The following is a 17,983-nucleotide window of genomic DNA, read 5'->3' on the forward strand; positions in this document are numbered from 1 at the left end:
AAGTAATTCGTTATGCGTCAGCGGATCGTCCTAATTTAGTAGGTTATATCAGCCAGACTAAACTTGCCATACGTCCGGTGATTCCATCGCGCCGATATGAGAAAAATTGTTGTTTTTCACTCACAGTACAGCGATCACCACCATAAATGGCATGAATACCCGCAGCCTGTAGCCGCAAGTGAGCCAATAAATAGATATCTGCGAGATACTTGGTGCCTGAGGGAACAAAAGCTGAGGCGGATATTGGGTCGATGTTGATAAAAGCCTGCTTTACCTCTTCACCCACTTCAAACTGCTGTGGACCAATGGCTGGGCCTAACCAGGCAATAATAGAAGCAGGGGCCGCGTTAAACTGTGCCAGCGTCTGTTCAAGGACGCCAGCACATAAACCACGCCAACCGGCATGTGCGGCAGCAACTTCATCGCCCGCTAATGAACAAAACAGCACCGGTAGGCAATCTGCGGTCATTACAGCACAAACTTGCCCGGCAACCCGGCTGTAAACCGCATCAGCCTGTACATCAGCTACCGCCTTGCCATCCAGATGCAGGACACGAGTGCCGTGTACCTGCTCCAACCAGACAGGCATTTGCGGCAAGCCTGCCTGTTCAACTAATCGCTGGCGATTAATTGCCACACGGGTTGCAACATCACCAACATGGGTACCAAGGTTTAATGAATCATACGGCGATTCACTGATACCACCATGACGGGTGGTGCTACATGCCTTAACACCGGCAGGCATCGGCCAATCTGGGAGTATCAGTTGGGTACTCATTACCAATCCATCTGGTCTTTGAATTCTTCAGTATCAGCCTTCAGCGCATTTATCAGCTCAACCATATCTTCTGGTAATGCTGCATGCCATTCCATTTGTATACCACTGATAGGGTGATACAAACGCAACATGGTTGCATGCAATGCCTGACGATCAAAACCACGCAGAATAGAAATAAAGGAATCAGATGCGCCTCTCGGTGGGCGCGGACGGCCACCATAAAGCTGATCACCCACCAGCGGATGGTTAATATGAGACATATGCACGCGGATCTGATGGGTACGGCCCGTTTCTAAACGCAAACGCAGGCGGGTATGGGCGCGGAAATGCTCCATAATCCGGTAATGGGTGGTTGCTGGTTTACCCATTGGGTGCACAGCCATGTGAGTACGCTTGGTGGAGTGACGCGAAATTGGCTCATCGACTCGACCGCCCGCTGTCATATTGCCAATGGCGACAGCTTCATATTCACGGGTAATTTCACGCGCTTGCAGCGCTTCAACCAAACGCGTTTGTGCCGGAACAGTTTTTGCCACCACCATCAAACCCGTCGTATCTTTATCCAGGCGATGAACGATACCCGCGCGCGGGACATCCATGATTTCAGGATAATAATAGAGCAGCGCATTCAGGATCGTACCATCTGGGTTGCCGGCTCCGGGATGTACGACTAAACCACGGGGTTTATTAATGACCAAAATATCGTTATCTTCATAGACGATATCAAGTGGGATGTCTTGAGGCGCCCAGCGGGCATCTTCCTCAATTTGCGCGTCAATGGCGACGAGCTCACCACCCAACACTTTTTCTTTAGGCTTATTAATTGTTTTACCGTCGACTGTGACCCTGTCTTCCAAAATCCACTCTTTTATGCGAGATCTTGAATAATCAGGGAACAATTCGGCCAAAGCCTGATCTAACCGTTGACCGAGTTGAGATTCGGCCACCGTTGCGCTGAGTTGTACTTGTTGTGCCATATGCAGCTTCTTGTTCGTTAACGTTGGGTTTTGACGGCGATGCCGTTTAATATAATGTGCTATTGTATCTAGATCTTTGTCGGGAGCTTAACGGACAGTCTCCCGGAATAACACTTCGAGGATAATCAAAACGTCATGACGCGTATGAAATATCTGGTGGCTGCCGCCACGTTGAGCCTGGTGCTGACCGGTTGCTCCAGTAACAAGGACGTGGTTCCCGATAACCCGCCTTCTGAGCTCTATGCTACCGCTCAGCAAAAACTGCAGGACGGTAACTTTAAGGGAGCTATTACGCAACTAGAAGCGTTAGATAACCGCTATCCTTTCGGGCCTTACTCCCAACAGGTTCAGCTTGATTTGATTTATGCGTATTATAAATCTGCTGATCTGCCGTTGGCGCAAGCCTCAATCGATCGCTTTATGCGCCTTAATCCAACACATCCTAACATCGATTACGTATTATATATGCGTGGTTTGACTGACATGGCTCTGGATGACAGTGCATTGCAAGGTTTCTTCGGGATTGATCGTTCAGACCGCGACCCGCAACATGCTAAGGCCGCATTCCGCGATTTTAACCAGTTGATTCAAAACTATCCGAACAGCCAGTACGCAACTGATGCGCAAAAACGCCTGACGTTCTTGAAAAATCGTCTGGCCAAGCATGAACTGGCCGTGGCGCAATATTACACTAAACGAGGCGCTTACGTCGCGGTAGTTAACCGTGTAGAACAAATGTTGAGAGATTATCCTGATACTCAAGCAACCCGTGATGCGTTGCCGTTGATGGAAAATGCTTATAAACAGCTGCAACTCAATGCCGAGGCAGACAAAGTTGCCAAGATAATTGCAGCGAATCCAGCCTGAGATTATCTGGCTCGATAAAATAACAAACGGCAGCTTAGGCTGCCGTTTTCAATTCTGCCCTTTCGGCAAATTTTCACTTTACTGGTGTGGGCTGATGAAACTCACCGCATCAGACTATCGCGCTAATATCCTATCTAAAACAGAAAAATAACGCCGTTTTTAACTGAATGCATACAATATAACTTATCGATAATGCGGCATTATAATCAATGATTCAAGCCCCCAGCCACTATTCCTGACGTTGAATCACAGTTCCCATGACCTTTGCAAAAAGTGACAAAAAAAAGTGATCTTGGTCATACATTTTGTGGGAAAGAGAGGTATGCTGAAGTTATCCAAGACGGAGCAGACAGAGAGGTAAGTCATATGACAGTCAACATTACCAGTAAGCAAATGGATATTACCCCAGCAATTCGCAAGCATGTTGAAGACCGTCTCACCAAACTGGATAAATGGCAGGCCCAGTTAATAAACCCGCATATTGTACTGTCTAAAGATCCACAAGGATTTGTTGCCGATGCAACTATCAGTACGCCAATGGGGCCATTGGTTGCCAGTGCCAAACATGATGATATGTATGCTGCAATTAATGAGCTTATCGCCAAACTAGAACGCCAATTAAATAAAGTGCAGCACAAAGGTGAAGCTCGCCGCGCAGCAAGTAGTGTTAAAGAAGCCAATCTGGAGTCAGTAGATGTAGAGGAAGAAGAATCCGAGCAAGAACAATAGCCGGGACCATCCATCTCATTTCGGATCTAACGCGCCTTTGGGCGCGTTTTTTATTGACAGCAATTCAGGCTGGCGGTTAATTTAGAACCTGGTGGTTTTTTAGAACTGACTTTCTTTATTATTTTCGTGGTAGCACGCTCACTGTGACTTACGCGTAAAACAGGTAACCAGTAACGATGATCAATAAAGTGTTTTTCTTCGCATTCTTTTTTACCTTCCCCTGATTGGGAGGCGTTTCGTCGTGTGATAAAGAATGCGAAGACGAACAACAAAGCCTCCCAAGCGGGAGGCTTTTTTTATGTGTATATCCTCGTCATACTTCAAGCTGCATGTGCGTTGGCTATCTTCCTGCTGCTCGAATTATTTAGGGTATAATCATTCAGAAAAATAAGGCAAATCCCTATGACCGATAATCCATTACTGGTGCTACGTGAACGCATCAGCGCACTAGACTTAAAACTGCTCGCCTTGCTGGCAGAGCGGCGTGAATTAGCAGTGGATGTCGCTAAAGCTAAGCAGCTTCATCATCGCCCTATTCGCGATAAAGAACGTGAACGTGATTTACTGGATGCACTGATAACTGCCGCTAAGCCCTATGACCTTGATGGATTCTATGTCACCCGTCTGTTCCAACTTATTATCGAAGACTCGGTCTTAACTCAACAGGCACTGTTACAACATCAGCTTAATCAAACTGCCCTGCATTCTGCCCGTATCGCTTTCCTTGGCCCGAAAGGTTCTTATTCACATCTGGCTGCACGTCAATATGCCGCTCGTCATTTTGAGCAACTGATTGAATGTGGTTGTCAGAAATTCCAAGATATTTTCACTCAGGTAGAAACCGGGCAAGCGGATTACGCAGTCTTACCGATAGAGAACACCAGTTCCGGCTCTATTAATGATGTTTATGATTTACTGCAACACACCAGTTTATTCATCGTAGGAGAAATAACTAACCCTATTGACCATTGTGTTCTGGTGGCAACTGAAACCGACCTGAGCAAAATCGAAACCGTATACAGTCATCCACAACCTTTCCAGCAGTGCAGCCAGTTCATTAACCGTTTCCCTCATTGGAAAATTGAGTATTGCGAAAGCACTGCTGCAGCGATGGAAAAAGTGGCACAAATAAACTCGCCGACAGCCGCCGCCTTGGGCAGTGAAGCCGGTGGTGCGCTGTATAATTTGCAGGTGCTGGAACATAATCTGGCGAATCAGCAACAAAATATCACTCGCTTCATTGTTCTTGCCCGCAAGTCGATTGAAGTTTCTGAGCAAATACCGGCTAAAACCACCTTAATTATGGCGACAGGTCAGCAATCAGGGGCACTGGTTGAAGCACTATTAGTGCTGCGAGATCACGGCATCATTATGACGAAACTGGAATCCCGGCCGATTAATGGCAATCCGTGGGAAGAGATGTTTTATATTGATGTGCAGGCTAATTTACGTTCCGATTCGATGCAAAAAGCACTGGCAGACTTAGCCCCCATTACCCGCTCGTTGAAAATACTGGGTTGCTACCCAAGCGAGAACGTGGTCCCGGTCAATCCAAGTTAACGCAGTTTTTGAGGTTCACACCGCCTAGGATTTACAAGGCCCAAGGATGGGCCTTGTAACAAGTGCAGAAATGGCGGGTATAATTACAGGCGGCTGTCGTTCGCCTGGCGCAGCAATGAACGGCTTTCCACCAGAAAACGCTCTGCATAATCGCCAAACCAGTGCTCGACTTTCTGAAAACTTTGGACAAAGGCTTGTTTATCACTCTGCTCGAGCAAGGTAATCGCTTCACCAAAGCGTTTATAATAACGTTTAATCAGCGCCAGATTATCTTCTGAAGACATAATAATATCGGCGTAGAGCTGTGGGTCTTGCGCAAACAACCGCCCAACCATCGCCAGTTCCAGGCGATAAATTGGTGAAGACAGTGCCAACAATTGCTCCAGTTGCACGTTTTCCTCAGCCAGATGTAGCCCATAGGCAAACGTCGCAAAGTGCCGTAATGCCTGAATAAACGCCATGTTCTGATCGTGTTCAACAGCACTGATGCGGTGCAATCTTGCCCCCCATACCTGTAACTGCTCTAACAGCCACTGATATGCTTGTGGGTCGCGACCATCACAATACACCACCACTTGCTTTGCCAGACTGCCCACATCAGGGCCAAACATCGGATGCAGACCCACAACTGGCCCGTCATGAGCAGCCAGCATGGCTTGCAGCGGTTTGTTTTTCACTGAAGCGAGATCCAATAAAATGCAATCTGGCGGTAATTTTGGCAATCGCCCAATCACTTCTTCAGTGACATGAATAGGTACGCTAACAATCACCATACCGGCATCCGCCAGAATGGACTCGGCCTGTGGCCAGTCCTCTTGCTCCAGCGTTTTCACCTGATAACCAGACAAGCCCAGCATGCGGCTAAATAAACGCCCCATCTGCCCTTGCCCACCGATAATGACTACGGGCCGCAACTGTGGGCACAAGGTTTTAAAACCTTTGTCATTCTCGCTGGTATAAGACTCTCGCATTACCCGACGCAATACATCTTCAATCAAATCCGGTGGTACGCCTAAAGTCTCAGCTTCCTGTCGGCGTGAGGCCAGCATCAAAGCCTCACGATCTGGAACATAAATAGGCAAACCATAACGGCTTTTAACTTCACCTACTTCTGCTACTAAATGCAGGCGTTTAGCCAACAAATCCAACAGTGCTTTATCGACTTCATCAATTTGATCGCGTAAAGCGGTCAGTTCAGCCACCATACTTACTCTTCCTCTACAGTCCGTGCCGCCAGCACTGAACGCAATTCTTGGTGCATGCCACGTAACAGGGTTTCGGTACTTTCCCAGTTAATACAGGCATCGGTCACTGAAACACCGTAGTGCATATCTGCACGGGGTTGTTCAGATGATTGATTCCCTTCGTGGATGTGGCTTTCCAGCATCACACCGGTGATAGAACGATTACCCGCCTTGATCTGTTCAACCACAGATTCAGCGACGGCAGTCTGGCGACGGTAGTCTTTATTCGAATTACCATGACTGCAATCTATCATTAAGGATGGAGTGAGTCCCGCATCCTGCATCTGTTTTTCACACTGAGCGACATCTTGTGCACTGTAGTTAGGGGTTTTACCACCACGTAAAATCACATGACCGTGTGGATTGCCTTGGGTTTGCAACAAACAAACCTGACCGGATTGATTAATCCCCATAAAGCGATGGGGCATAGCCGCCGCACGCATGGCATTGATTGCTGTGCCCAGGCTGCCATCAGTGCCGTTCTTGAATCCAACTGGCATGGATAAACCAGATGCCATCTCACGGTGAGTTTGTGATTCGGTAGTACGCGCACCAATTGCTGACCAGCTGAACAAATCACCCAGGTATTGCGGGCTGTTCGGATCCAGTGCCTCAGTTGCCAGCGGCAACCCCATACCCACTAAATCCAGCAGTAATCGACGGGCAATATGCAAGCCTGCTTCCACATCGAAAGAACCATCCATTGCTGGGTCGTTGATAAGGCCTTTCCAACCGACGGTGGTTCTTGGTTTTTCAAAATAGACACGCATAACGATATATAGGCTATCACTCAACTCCGCTGAGAGTGATTTCAAACGACGCGCATAATCCAGAGCAGCATCCACATCGTGGATCGAACATGGGCCACAAACGACTAATAACCGTGGATCTCGTCCTTGAACAATGTCAGCAATAGTTTTGCGAGCAGATTCAATCGCATACTGATCATTGCCGCTCAAAGGAAACTGGGCTTTCAGTTCTTCCGGGGTTATCAGTATTTGCTCGGCACTGATATGGACATTATTGAGCGCATCTTTTTGCATGATCATATTCTTTACCCTATCTCTGTTTAGCGGATGTCGTTTAGCGTATTTATCGTTTGATGGGGTACACAATACCATGACGTGTAAAGTTTTCAATCCATATGTGTAAATAAATAATTACCACATCTTTATTACCCTATTTCAGTCTGACTTTTGCGGTAAGTCGCAGTTTCTGCACATGGTCCCAACCGCCCTCAGAGGTCATGATAGAATGCGGAAAATTTGTGGAGGCTGTATGTTAAGAGTCATCATCGTCGACGATGAACAACCTGCGCGTGAAGATTTACGCGAAAGACTGAGTGAAGAACACGATATTGAGATCGTCGCCGAATGCAGCAATGCACTGGAAGCAATCCCTGCAATCCAGCGCCTACAGCCCGACGTGGTGTTTCTCGACATCCAAATGCCAAGAATTAATGGCTTGGAATTGGCATCAATGTTGAATCCAGAAAACATGCCACACATCGTGTTTGTTACCGCTTACGATGAATATGCCATCCGCGCATTTGAAGAGCACGCCTTTGACTATCTGTTAAAACCACTCGATCATCAACGGTTGGTAAAAACACTAATACGCTTAAGACGCGGCCTGAGTGTAAATAATAATTTACAAAAAATCACCGAACCTATGCTGCGGCATATCCCCTGCTCTGGTCATAACCGTATTTTTTTGCTGAAAATTGAGGAAGTAGAATACCTAAGCTCCGAACTTAGCGGGGTGCATGTCGTAGGGACAGTACAATCGGGCTATACCCAGTTGTCACTCAAAACACTCGAAGAAAAAACACCATTTATCCGCTGCCACCGGCAATATATGGTAAACACAGAGCAGTTGAGAGAGATTCAACTGATGGATAATGGGTCAGCCGAAGTAATTACTCGAAGCGGCAGGCATATCCCGGTGAGTCGCCGCTACTTAAAATCACTGAAGGAGAAATTAGGGATTAGTTGAAGGATGTGGCTGTTGAAAATCGCAGAGGATCCCACGACGGGTTATACCCTTTCTCAATGCATGCCAATCATTAACAGTACGGCGGGGCCAACTCAAAAGGAAAACCGACCACAGGTTGTGATCCAATTGATAAAATTAATGAGTTAAAACGCAGAAAAATAAGTGGCATTAGAAAATTAATACATTAATTTAATACAAAAATAACACATTACTTTCACAACTAGACTGTATATCTCATACTTTCCTCTTTACGCCACTTTAATTAATTATAAAAGTCCAGACTGATATAAAAATAGAGACAGATCTCAGATTTAATTAATTACATAACTAAACAATACTCCCTTGATATTAGCCAAGTTTTAATCAATGCAATCTGTGCTCTGATAGAGAAAGTCGAGTAAGAGCCATGCTCATTGCTTAAAACCAGCGAATATCTAACCGAATTTCATTCATGTTGGAAGCAAGGGAACGTTATGATAACACTACAATTTATAATTATAATTATATGTCTACTACTGGGGACACGTTACGGAGGTATGGGGCTGGGGTTAATAAGTGGTATTGGCTTATTTATTCTGACCTTTATCTTCGGACTAGAACCAGGTAAACCACCAGTAGATGTAATGCTCACCATATTAGCTGTTATTGGTTGTGCATCTGTATTACAAACTGCCGGTGGATTAAATGTAATGATGCAATTTGCCGAGCGCTTATTACGCCGGCATCCTCAGCATATTACACTACTGGCTCCATTCACAACGTGGTCATTAACCTTTTTATGCGGCACCGGGCATGTTGTTTATACTATGTTCCCGATTATTTCTGATATAGCTATTAAGAAAGGTATTCGCCCGGAACGACCAATGGCCGTTGCATCCGTGGCATCTCAAATGGCGATTACCGCCTCACCTGTATCAGTAGCTGTCGTATCATTAGTATCAATTATTGGTGCCAATCACGGTATCGGCCATGCTTACAGCATTTTGGAAATTCTGGCCGTATCAGTCCCAGCCTCTTTAGTTGGGGTACTAATGGCAGCCTTGTGGAGTCTGCGCCGGGGTAAAGACCTGGATAAAGACCCAGATTTTCAAGAAAGAATTAAAGATCCAGAGCAGCGCTCCTTTATTTATGGTTCAACAGATACATTATTGAATCAGGTTTTCCCGAAACAAGCCTATTGGTCTACCTGGATATTCTTCGCCGCTATCGCAATAGTAGTATTACTGGGTGCTTTTGCTGAGCTGCGCCCAGCCTTTGAAGTGAAGGGCAAATTACAGTCACTGTCGATGAACCTGGTTATTCAGATGATGATGCTGATAGCCGGTGCAGTTATCTTGATGGGCTGTAAAGTTAAACCTAGTGATATCTCTAACGGTGCCGTATTTAAAGCTGGCATGGTTGCTATCTTCTCGGTATTCGGTGTTGCCTGGATGAGTGATACCTTCTTCCAAGCCCATATGGGTGATTTGAAACTGGTATTGGAAGATGTCGTGAAAAGTAAGCCTTGGACTTATGCCATTGTTCTGTTCTTGGTTTCCAAGCTGGTTAACAGCCAAGCGGCAGCATTAGCCGCAATAGCACCAATGGGCCTGCAACTTGGTGTTGATCCTAAAATGTTGATTGCCTTCTTCCCTGCTGCTTATGGCTACTTTGTTCTGCCAACCTATCCAAGCGATCTTGCTTGCATCGGTTTTGACCGTTCAGGTACCACCAAGATTGGTAAGTTTATCATTAACCACAGTTTTATCATTCCAGGACTTATCGGTGTTATTAGTTCATGTATCACCGGTTACTTACTGGTAACGACCTTTATGTAATAACCCGGTTTATAGATGATATGCAAAGAGGCCAGCTCACAATGAACTGGCCTCTTTAATTTTGTGGCATAAGAATTTCATTCTGTGAACAGAATATCTGTTTTTATTACTTTATTACTCACAGTAAAAAGTTGATACACTCTTTTTATTACATTTTAAGAATTAACTCATCGGAAAAACCTTCTTATTATAATTAATTATTCAATCTGAAATATCTTCTGATTTAGTTGGATCACAACTGCTACAATGCGGGCCGCAGCACAAAAATCATTTTTTTCACCATGGGCCTATTATGTTTTCTTTGCGTCATACCAAGGCGTTGCCGTTTTATATCAGCGCAATCGCTTTATCCCTCATCAGCACTTCAGTTCTTGCTGATGCGGCTGTTTTTACTGCCTTAGATGATCCAGCTACAGCCAAGAAGAGCTTTGATGGTACTGTCGAGGCTGGTTATACCGCACAATCAGGAAATACCACTAACTCAACGTTGACAGCTAACTCAACGTTAACTTGGTTCCAACCTAACACCGCCTATAGTTTGTGGGGAGCCGCGCGCAATACCAGCGCTAACAATCAACGCTCTTCTGAACGTTATCAGCTAGGCGGGCGTACCCGCTATAATCTGACTGATAGTAACTACCTGTTCGGGCAAGCCAGTTGGCTGAATGATCGCTACAACGGTTTTGACTCCCGGTCGGTGTTAACTACCGGTTATGGTCGCCAGATTATGACTACTCCGTTGCACAACCTGCGGGTGGAATTTGGTCCGGGTGTTCGTCACGATGAATTCTATGGTGGTGGTCGAGCCACTAAAGCATTGGCTTATGGCGGTGCAAACTATACCTATCAACTGACTGATAACACGGTGTTTAGTGAAGGGGTTTCTGCATTAGCGAACGAAGAAACTACGTTGAACTCTGAAACTGCGTTAAACGTTGCAATCAATAAAAGCTTCGCTCTGCGCTTAGCTTATGTTGTGACTTATAACACTAAGCCACCTGCCAGCGCGCCTAAAAATACTGATACCACAACATCAGTCACTCTGGTTTACGGCCTGTAATCATCTGTTAGTTTCTTTAGCGTGGTGTGATGCCACGCTAATTACCCCAGTTCTCCCTCCCATTCCCCCCACTTATCGCGCTAAATCTCTGTCGCCATTTTGTAGTCATTGAAATAAAAAAAGGGGTCAGCCAATGGCTAACCCCTTCATAACTATTAACTTTTGGATGCAGCGCTAGCTGTATCTTAGTTAAGACGCTCTTTAATACGAGCAGACTTACCAGTACGCTCACGCAGATAGTACAGTTTCGCTTGACGAACGGCACCACGACGTTTCACAGTAATGCTGTCGATTACTGGGGAGTGAGTTTGGAATACACGCTCAACACCTTCGCCGTTGGAAATTTTACGAACGGTGAACGCAGAATGCAGACCGCGGTTACGAATAGCGATAACCACGCCCTCGAATGCCTGCAGACGCTTTTTAGAACCTTCAACAACCCATACCTTCACTTCCACGGAATCACCCGGACGGAATGCAGGTACATCTTGCTTCATCTGCTCTTGTTCGATTTGCTTGATAATATTGCTCATAATAAGTCTCTTACCCTAGGTAAACTGATATATCAGGAAGTTGGCACGCGGCACAACACTCCTTTCATAGTTCTGTTGCTTCAGGGCTTGTGTTCCCGTTGGAACTCAGCCAGCAACACCATTTGCTCGTCAGTCAGAGCTAGGCTTTCTAGAAGTTCAGGTCTTCTAAGCCAGGTACGGCCCAGCGACTGCTTTAAGCGCCAGCGACGAATCTCGGCATGGTTACCCGACAGTAATACTGGCGGAACTTCCATCCCTTCTAACACCTCAGGACGAGTGTAGTGTGGACAATCCAGCAATCCATCAACAAAGGAATCTTCCTCTGCTGAAGCCTGATGACCTAGCACTCCCGGGATAAAGCGGGATACTGAATCTATCAGAGCCATTGCTGGCAACTCGCCACCGCTGAGAACGTAATCACCAATTGACCATTCTTCATCAATTTCGGTTTTCAGTACGCGCTCATCAACACCTTCGTACCGACCACACACCAGAATCATCTTCTGATTGGTAGCCAGTTCGCAAACACCCTGTTGGTCCAGTTTGCGCCCTTGAGGTGACAGATAAATCACCTTTGCTCCCTCGCCTGCCGCTGCTTTTGCTGCATGAATGGCTTCCCTTAGCGGTTGCACCATCATCAACATTCCCGGGCCACCGCCATATGGGCGGTCATCCACGGTACGATGCCGATCGTAGGTAAAGTCACGAGGACTCCAACACTGCACGCTCAGCAGGCCATTTTTTACTGCCCGGCCAGTTACCCCGTAATCGGTTATTGCGCGGAACATCTCGGGAAACAGGCTAATAACACCGATCCACATCGCTTTGTTCCACTCACTTTTGCCGTTTAATTCGGAGGTCAAAAACCAGGATCCCAATCTACCTCAACACGTTGAGCAGTGAGATCGACTTTCTTGATAACCTGCCCATGAAGAAACGGGACCAACCGCTCCTTCATACCGAATGCATCTTTCAGGTTTGCCTTCACTACCATCACATCGTTAGAACCGGTTTCCATCATATCGATGATTTTACCCAATTCGTAACCCGTGGTTGTTACTACCTGACAGCCCATAAGGTCTTTCCAGTAGTAATCATCCTCTTCTAGTGCGGGTAGTTGCTTGGAGTCTACGATAATTTCGCAATTAGTCAGTAAATTCGCGGCATCCCGATCGTCAACACCTTTAACTTTGATGATCAGATCTTGACTGTGGCGCTTCCAGTCTTCCAACTCGACATGCTGCCACTTACCGGCCTGCTGGATAAACCACGGCTGGTAATCAAAAATGCTTTCGGCGTTTTCGGTGGATGAAAATACTCTGAGCCAACCGCGAATGCCGTAAGTTGAACCCATTTTACCGAGTACAATCGGCTGATCGGGAACCACTGGATTGAGTTGCTTGCTCATAATAACCACCACCGCGACAGATTAAGCTGCTTTCTTAGCGTCTTTGATCAGCGCAGATACGCGATCAGAAACTGTTGCACCCAGGCCAACCCAATGTTCGATACGGTCCAGGTCCAAACGCAGAGCTTCAGCCTGACCAGCTGCGATCGGGTTAAAGAAGCCTACACGTTCGATAAAACGACCGTCACGAGCATTACGGCTGTCGGTCACTACTACTTGATAGAACGGACGCTTTTTAGCGCCGCCACGAGCCAAACGAATTGTTACCATAACATCCTCTTTAGTTAATAAAACAACTGGACCCCATCGGGGAACGGGGTCCAGTTGCAATATAAAAAGCCCGAAAATTTTACTCATTTTGGCGCAAAAAGCAATCTAAAGCGTAGATTCCTATGCGCTAGTTTTGGAATGAGTGCAATCTTCTTCGTTTACCGCCGTTTTCAGCGGGAAATCTTTACTCACCTCACACCGGTTTACCTCACAGTGTGAAATATCCCCTTCGTACTTGAAACCGCAGGGTTGTTAGCTGCGCGCACTAACCCGAATCACTTACTTGAGTAAGTTCATCGGGATTCGTTTACTGGCCGCCTACCTGCAACTCCAATTACTTTAGGTATAACATTTAGCGACCTGGGAAACCCGGTGGCATCATACCCTTCATGCCACGCATCATTTTAGCCAAGCCACCATTTTTCATTTTCTTCATCATGCGCTGCATTTCATCAAACTGCTTAAGTAAGCGGTTAACATCCTGCACCTGCACGCCAGAACCGGTAGCAATACGGCGCTTACGCGAGCCTTTGATGATCTCTGGTTTAGCACGTTCTTTCAGCGTCATCGAATTGATGATGGCCTCCATACGAACCGTCACCTTATCGTCCATCTGTGATTTCACGTTTTCTGGCAACTGACCAGCACCCGGCATTTTACTCAACATGCTGGCCATACCGCCCATATTGCGCATTTGCTTCAACTGATCAAGGAAGTCGTTGAGATCGAAACCATCACCTTTTTTCAGCTTGGTGGCCAGTTTCTCCGCTTGTGCACGGTCAACTTTACTTTCGATATCTTCAATCAGCGACAGCACGTCGCCCATCCCCAGAATGCGTGAAGCCACGCGATCCGGGTGGAACGGCTCCAGGGCATCAGACTTTTCGCCCACGCCCAAGAATTTGATCGGCTTGCCGGTAATATGGCGGATAGACAGAGCCGCACCACCACGGGCATCACCATCAACTTTAGTCAGCACCACACCGGTGAGCGGCAACGCTTCGTTGAATGCTTTCGCCGTGTTAGCAGCATCCTGCCCGGTCATTGCATCGACAACAAACAAGGTTTCAACCGGATTAATCGCGGCATGAATCTGTTTGATCTCGTCCATCATCGCTTCATCGACGTGCAAGCGACCGGCGGTATCGACAATCAGAACATCATAAAACTTGAGTTTTGCCTGTTGCAGAGCACGATTAACAATATCAATCGGCTTTTCTTGTACATCAGACGGGAAGAAATCAATATCAACACCCTGTGCCAGCGTCTCCAACTGTTTGATCGCCGCAGGGCGATACACGTCGGCAGACACAACCAGCACTTTTTTCTTCTGTTTTTCTTTAAGGAACTTACCCAGTTTGGCCACACTGGTGGTTTTACCCGCCCCTTGCAGACCCGCCATTAACACCACTGCTGGCGGTTGAGCGGCCAGATTCAGTTCGTTATTGACCTCGCCCATGGCGGCGATAAGTTCATTTTTAACTATTTTGACGAATTCTTGGCCTGGCGTGAGGCTTTTATTCACCTCATGCCCGACAGCGCGCTCTTTTACCCGGTTGATAAAGTCACGAACCACCGGCAGGGCTACGTCAGCTTCCAGTAACGCCATGCGAACTTCACGCAGCGTTTCTTTAATATTTTCTTCTGTCAGCCGGCCACGGCCGCTGATATTGCGCAATGTGCGCGACAATCGATCAGTTAAGTTCTCAAACATTGTCTCATACTCAACGTGGAAACAGGCCGCTCTGGCGACACAATGGGGGGATTATAACACGAAGCTTAAACGATCTCTGCCCTCACGTCGGAGAACGGTTGGAGAGGGACGCGCTCAACGCTATACTGGCTATCTAATTCACTTAGCCGATGCCCATATACCGCTATGCCCGTGTTCTCCATTTTGGCTTTGATCGCTTATTCGCTCAGCCTGGGCCTGATTGTCCCAAGCCTGGTGCAGAAAAATAGTGCTTACCGTCGGTTAGCGCTGGTTTCTGCCGTCGTGGCTCTAGTGTGCCATGCAATTGCCCTGAAGCATCAGATTTTTGATGTCGGTGGAGGCCAAAACCTCACTTTATTAAATATTGGTTCCATCGTGGGGCTGATGATCTGCACTATCATGACTATCGTCGCCTCCCAGGGGCGCGGTTGGTTCTTACTGCCGATTGTCTATAGCTTTGCCATGATCAACCTGGCCCTTGCCAGCTTGCTACCGGGCGAATTTATTACGCATTTGGAAGCTAGCCCTACCATATTCGTTCATATTGGGTTAGCGCTTTTTGCCTACGCAACACTGATTATCGCGGCGTTGTATGCATTACAACTGGCTTGGCTCGACTATCAGTTAAAAAATAAAAAACTGACATTTAATGCAGACATGCCCCCATTGATGAGCATTGAACGTAAAATGTTCCATATCACCCAGATTGGGGTGGTATTACTGACGCTGACGCTATGTACTGGTTTACTTTATATGGACAACATATTTAGTAAAGAAAACATCCATAAAGCGGTGTTATCGATCATGGCTTGGTTTGTCTATATTGTTCTATTATGGGGCCATTACCATGAGGGCTGGCGCGGGCGTAGAGTGATTTGGTTCAGCTTTGCTGGCGCATTTCTGCTTACGCTGGCTTATTTCGGCAGCCGCTTGGTGCAAGAAGTTCTGGTTTCCTAATCATTTTCTAAGCCATCCGCAGATGGCCCAGTTGCACTGACAGAACCATCATCGCAATTAAGGAACACAGTGTTGGATCACGTATCAACTAGCACGCTGATCATTATTCTGGTCATTATGGTCGTGGTCTCGGCTTATTTTTCCGCCTCCGAAACCGGTATGATGACCCTTAATCGCTACCGTTTACGCCATTTATCCAAACAGGGTAATCGCGCCGCACGGCGGGTTGAGAAACTATTACGACGCCCCGACCGTCTGATAAGCCTGGTGTTAATCGGCAATAATCTGGTTAATATTTTGGCATCCGCCCTAGCAACGATTGTCGGTATCCGCTTATACGGGAGTGCCGGGGTTGCAATAGCAACTGGGGTACTGACTTTTGTGGTGTTGATTTTTGCTGAAGTGATGCCGAAAACTATCGCGGCACTTTATCCTGAGCGTATCGCTTTCCCCAGCAGTGTATTACTGGCACCGTTGCAAAAAATCATGCTGCCGCTGGTGTGGTTACTCAATACCATCACCCGTGGGCTAATGCGGTTGTGCGGTATCAGAGGGAATGTGCACAGTAGCGATGCAGTTAGCAAAGATGAATTGCGCAGTATCGTAAATGAATCTCACTCCCAAATATCCCGCCGTAATCAAGATATGTTGATATCTGTACTGGACTTGGAAAAAGTGACAGTTAGCGACATCATGGTGCCACGCAATGAAGTCGTCGGTATTGATATCAATGATGACTGGAAGTCAATCATGCGCCAGCTAACCCACTCGCCACATGGTCGCATCGTGCTGTATCGCCAGTCATTGGATGATTCCATCGGCATGTTACGTGTGCGGGAAGCCTATCGGTTAATGACTGAGAAAAAAGAGTTCAATAAAGAGAATTTGCTGCGCGCAGCCGATGAAATCTACTTTATTCCAGAAGGCACACCACTGAATGTGCAACTGGTGAAGTTCCAGCGAAATAAAGAGAAAGTCGGCATGATTGTCGATGAATATGGGGATATTCAGGGGTTGGTGACTGTTGAAGATATTTTGGAAGAGATCGTCGGTGACTTTACTACATCAATGTCCCCAACACTGGCAGAAGAGGTCAATCCGCAAAGTGACGGTTCAGTACTCATTGATGGTAGTGCCAGCGTTCGCGAACTGAACAAAGCGTTCAACTGGTCACTTCCTATCGATGCCCGTACGATCAATGGCATGCTGCTAGAAGAGCTACAAGAGATCCCACAGGTAGATGCTCAGGTCCGTATCGGCAATTATCTAATTGATGTCCTGGATGTGCAAGAGAACATGATTAAACAGGTGCGCGTCACCCCGATTGTGTCTCAAGGCAGCGCCACATAACTGCTTAATCAATGCGGTTAGTTAACATAAAAAAGACGCCTTATCAGCGTCTTTTTTGCGTTCGCCCGCTGAAAACTAAATATGTAATTCAGACAGTTTTTCTTTTGGCAGTGCCAGTTCTTCGTTGTGGTTAATTCGCACATCACGTTCAAGAATACCTTTGGCAATCTCCTGCGCTTCTTCCAACGAGTGCATGTGATAAGTCCCACACTGATATTCATTCAACTCAGGAATTTTCCGTTGGTCGGTTACCTTCAACACATCTGCCATTGCCGCTTTCCAGGCATCAGCAACACGTTGCTCATCCGGTGTGCCAATCAGGCTCATATAGAAACCTGTACGGCACCCCATTGGTGAGATATCGATAATCTCAACACCGTTACCATTGAGGTGGTTACGCATAAAACCAGCAAAGAGATGCTCCAGTGTATGAATCCCGCGCTCCGGCATCACTTCTTTATTTGGCACACAGAAGCGCAAATCAAATACAGTTATCTCGTCGCCATGAGGGGTTTTCATCGTCTTAGCAACACGCACAGCCGGTGCTTTCATAATGGTATGGTCTACGGTAAAGCTATCCAATAATGGCATTTGGTCACCTCCTCATAAAAAAATAATTTTTTATCTGATCTTTTTTCGCAATCCGTGAAACTTTTTCGAATCCCGCGCGTCTTAATATGTGAAAGACGCGCATTTGTTATCATCATCCCTGTTATAGAGATGT

Annotated in this window: 18 protein-coding genes and 1 other annotated feature; of the genes, 8 read left to right on the forward strand and 10 right to left on the reverse strand. The window is 46.6% G+C overall.

Translation table 11 applies throughout. The features are described 5' to 3' along the window. Nucleotides 1–43: 43 nt before the first annotated feature. The gene (gene yfiH, locus EL015_RS16565) at nucleotides 44–778 is read right to left on the reverse strand and encodes a purine nucleoside phosphorylase YfiH (protein WP_032905546.1); all 735 of its coding nucleotides are present in this window, start codon (nucleotides 776–778) and stop codon (nucleotides 44–46) included. Continuing rightward, nucleotides 778–1,755 (reverse strand): 23S rRNA pseudouridine(1911/1915/1917) synthase RluD, encoded by a 978-nt coding sequence (rluD, locus tag EL015_RS16570; protein ID WP_005182065.1) that lies wholly within the window; start codon nucleotides 1,753–1,755, stop codon nucleotides 778–780. The genes yfiH and rluD overlap by 1 nt, the downstream gene beginning before the upstream one ends. A gap of 135 nt (nucleotides 1,756–1,890) precedes the next feature. Here rluD and bamD point away from each other — a divergent pair, with 135 nt between their 5' ends. The 3 genes from bamD to pheA all read left to right on the forward strand — a co-directional run bounded on the left by bamD (nucleotide 1,891) and on the right by pheA (nucleotide 4,911). Beyond that, on the forward strand, nucleotides 1,891–2,622 hold the full coding sequence (gene bamD / locus EL015_RS16580; RefSeq protein ID WP_032905545.1) for an outer membrane protein assembly factor BamD: 732 nt from the start codon (nucleotides 1,891–1,893) through the stop codon (nucleotides 2,620–2,622). Between the two features lie 366 nt (nucleotides 2,623–2,988). Beyond that, complete coding sequence (raiA, locus tag EL015_RS16585; RefSeq protein WP_005182060.1) at nucleotides 2,989–3,351, forward strand: ribosome-associated translation inhibitor RaiA; 363 nt, start codon at nucleotides 2,989–2,991, stop codon at nucleotides 3,349–3,351. A 175-nt stretch (nucleotides 3,352–3,526) separates the two neighbouring features. Continuing rightward, nucleotides 3,527–3,651, forward strand: a sequence feature (Phe leader region). Between the two features lie 102 nt (nucleotides 3,652–3,753). Then, complete coding sequence (pheA, locus tag EL015_RS16590) at nucleotides 3,754–4,911, forward strand: bifunctional chorismate mutase/prephenate dehydratase (protein WP_005182057.1); 1,158 nt, start codon at nucleotides 3,754–3,756, stop codon at nucleotides 4,909–4,911. Nucleotides 4,912–4,994: 83 nt separating this feature from the next. Here pheA and tyrA read toward each other — a convergent pair whose 3' ends face one another. Both tyrA and EL015_RS16600 read right to left on the reverse strand, forming a co-directional pair. After that, the gene (gene tyrA / locus EL015_RS16595) at nucleotides 4,995–6,116 is read right to left on the reverse strand and encodes a bifunctional chorismate mutase/prephenate dehydrogenase (protein ID WP_005182054.1); all 1,122 of its coding nucleotides are present in this window, start codon (nucleotides 6,114–6,116) and stop codon (nucleotides 4,995–4,997) included. A 2-nt stretch (nucleotides 6,117–6,118) separates the two neighbouring features. After that, nucleotides 6,119–7,198, reverse strand: a complete 1,080-nt coding sequence (locus tag EL015_RS16600; RefSeq protein ID WP_032905573.1) for a 3-deoxy-7-phosphoheptulonate synthase — start codon at nucleotides 7,196–7,198, stop codon at nucleotides 6,119–6,121. A gap of 235 nt (nucleotides 7,199–7,433) precedes the next feature. Between EL015_RS16600 and btsR the strand changes: the two genes are divergently transcribed. The 3 genes from btsR to EL015_RS16615 all read left to right on the forward strand — a co-directional run bounded on the left by btsR (nucleotide 7,434) and on the right by EL015_RS16615 (nucleotide 11,027). Further along, complete coding sequence (gene btsR / locus EL015_RS16605; protein ID WP_005182048.1) at nucleotides 7,434–8,150, forward strand: two-component system response regulator BtsR; 717 nt, start codon at nucleotides 7,434–7,436, stop codon at nucleotides 8,148–8,150. A 473-nt stretch (nucleotides 8,151–8,623) separates the two neighbouring features. Next, nucleotides 8,624–9,967 carry an anaerobic C4-dicarboxylate transporter gene (locus EL015_RS16610; protein WP_032905544.1) on the forward strand — a complete coding sequence of 448 codons (1,344 nt, stop codon included), beginning with the start codon at nucleotides 8,624–8,626 and terminating at the stop codon, nucleotides 9,965–9,967. A gap of 292 nt (nucleotides 9,968–10,259) precedes the next feature. Next, complete coding sequence (locus EL015_RS16615; RefSeq protein ID WP_005182041.1) at nucleotides 10,260–11,027, forward strand: DUF481 domain-containing protein; 768 nt, start codon at nucleotides 10,260–10,262, stop codon at nucleotides 11,025–11,027. 185 nt (nucleotides 11,028–11,212) lie between these two features. Here the strand turns inward: EL015_RS16615 and rplS are convergent, their stop codons facing one another. The 5 genes from rplS to ffh form a co-directional block, all read right to left on the reverse strand. Next, complete coding sequence (gene rplS, locus EL015_RS16620) at nucleotides 11,213–11,560, reverse strand: 50S ribosomal protein L19 (RefSeq protein ID WP_005182038.1); 348 nt, start codon at nucleotides 11,558–11,560, stop codon at nucleotides 11,213–11,215. Nucleotides 11,561–11,640: 80 nt separating this feature from the next. Next, nucleotides 11,641–12,381 carry a tRNA (guanosine(37)-N1)-methyltransferase TrmD gene (gene trmD, locus EL015_RS16625; protein ID WP_005182033.1) on the reverse strand — a complete coding sequence of 247 codons (741 nt, stop codon included), beginning with the start codon at nucleotides 12,379–12,381 and terminating at the stop codon, nucleotides 11,641–11,643. A 38-nt stretch (nucleotides 12,382–12,419) separates the two neighbouring features. Beyond that, the gene (gene rimM / locus EL015_RS16630; RefSeq protein ID WP_032905542.1) at nucleotides 12,420–12,968 is read right to left on the reverse strand and encodes a ribosome maturation factor RimM; all 549 of its coding nucleotides are present in this window, start codon (nucleotides 12,966–12,968) and stop codon (nucleotides 12,420–12,422) included. Between the two features lie 21 nt (nucleotides 12,969–12,989). Next, nucleotides 12,990–13,238 (reverse strand): 30S ribosomal protein S16, encoded by a 249-nt coding sequence (gene rpsP / locus EL015_RS16635; RefSeq protein ID WP_005182026.1) that lies wholly within the window; start codon nucleotides 13,236–13,238, stop codon nucleotides 12,990–12,992. A 352-nt stretch (nucleotides 13,239–13,590) separates the two neighbouring features. Next, a complete protein-coding gene (gene ffh, locus EL015_RS16640; RefSeq protein WP_005182022.1) occupies nucleotides 13,591–14,952 on the reverse strand; it encodes a signal recognition particle protein in 1,362 nt (453 codons plus the stop codon). Nucleotides 14,953–15,117: 165 nt separating this feature from the next. Between ffh and EL015_RS16645 the strand changes: the two genes are divergently transcribed. Beyond that, on the forward strand, nucleotides 15,118–15,909 hold the full coding sequence (locus tag EL015_RS16645; RefSeq protein WP_005182020.1) for a cytochrome C assembly family protein: 792 nt from the start codon (nucleotides 15,118–15,120) through the stop codon (nucleotides 15,907–15,909). A 72-nt stretch (nucleotides 15,910–15,981) separates the two neighbouring features. Continuing rightward, nucleotides 15,982–17,259 (forward strand): HlyC/CorC family transporter, encoded by a 1,278-nt coding sequence (locus EL015_RS16650; protein ID WP_161597800.1) that lies wholly within the window; start codon nucleotides 15,982–15,984, stop codon nucleotides 17,257–17,259. A gap of 75 nt (nucleotides 17,260–17,334) precedes the next feature. Here the strand turns inward: EL015_RS16650 and luxS are convergent, their stop codons facing one another. Continuing rightward, entirely contained in the window at nucleotides 17,335–17,850 is a 516-nt protein-coding gene (luxS, locus tag EL015_RS16655; protein ID WP_005182014.1) for an S-ribosylhomocysteine lyase, read from the reverse strand. Between the last annotated feature and the right edge of the window lie 133 nt (nucleotides 17,851–17,983).

The sequence above is a fragment of the Yersinia intermedia genome (genome assembly GCF_900635455.1).
Lineage (GTDB): Bacteria > Pseudomonadota > Gammaproteobacteria > Enterobacterales > Enterobacteriaceae > Yersinia > Yersinia intermedia.